The organism is Streptomyces thermoalcalitolerans (assembly GCF_039525155.1).
In the GTDB taxonomy this organism is placed as follows: Bacteria; Actinomycetota; Actinomycetes; order Streptomycetales; family Streptomycetaceae; genus Streptomyces; species Streptomyces thermovulgaris.
This window is the reverse complement of record NZ_BAAAHG010000139.1, coordinates 1-927: the sequence shown is the minus strand read 5'-3', so window position 1 is coordinate 927 and position 927 is coordinate 1. Positions and strand designations below refer to the sequence as shown.

Sequence of the window (927 nt, the reverse complement as noted above, 5' to 3'; positions counted from 1 at the left end):
GTGAACGTTTCTCATCCTGAGCGCCAGGCGATCTCGATGGCGTGAATGGCGGCGACCGTGCGGCCGATGCGGTTGGTGCTGCAGCGGGCCTTGCGGAGGATCCGCCATTGTTTGAGGCGGGCGAAGGCGCGTTCGCCCGGGGCGCGCAGGCGGGTGTGGTCCCGGTTGTATCGCTGGTAGTGCTCGGGCAGGTCGCGGTGTCCGTAATACGGGGTGCGGACGGTGGCGCCGGCGCCCTGACAGGCGCGGTCGGCCAGGACCAGGAGTTGGTGGGACAGGCAGGCTTGGATCACACCGTGTGCGCGGGCTGGGGGTGCCCCCGGCCGAAGGCTGGGGGAGGTCAGGTCGTGGGTGCGGCCGGGCAGTGCGCGCGAGAACCACAGCGGTGTTCCGTCCGGGGCGGCCACGACCTGCACGTTCATCCCGTGACGGCGGTGCTTCATCGAGTAGTACGGCTCGTCCGCACGGATGCGGTCGGTGGCGGTCAGGGTGCCGTCGAGGATGACGAACCCCTCCGGCGGCGGCTTGTGCAGGGCCTGGTGCAGGCTCGGGGCGTGCTCGGCGAGGAGGCCGGCCGTTTCGTTCACGTACCGGCCGGCGGTGGCGGTGGAGACACCGAAGGCTGCTGCGAGCTGGGCCAGGGTCTCGTTCTTGCGCAGGTGCACCAGGACCAGCAGGGCTTGCCGGAAGCAGCCCAGCTTGCGCCGGCGGGAGTTCAGCTCACACCTTCGGGCGTAGATGAGCCAGGAAATGTGCTCCACGACCTCGTGCGGGACGTCGAGCATGGCACGATACGGGATCAACAGGGCTCCTGTGTCGAGAGGTTGGCGAGTGAGATCACCAACCGCAACGGCCAGGAGCCCTGCCGCGTTACGGTCCTCGACCACCAGCCGCCATCACCCACGAACCACAGGATGAGAAACGCTC

The 927-nt window shown here is 68.7% G+C and carries 1 protein-coding gene; it reads right to left on the bottom strand.

What is annotated here, in order from left to right; genetic code table 11:
- Positions 1-11: 11 nt before the first annotated feature.
- Complete coding sequence (locus ABD224_RS29225) at positions 12-785, bottom strand: transposase family protein (protein WP_344055340.1); 774 nt, start codon at positions 783-785, stop codon at positions 12-14.
- Positions 786-927 lie beyond the last annotated feature (142 nt).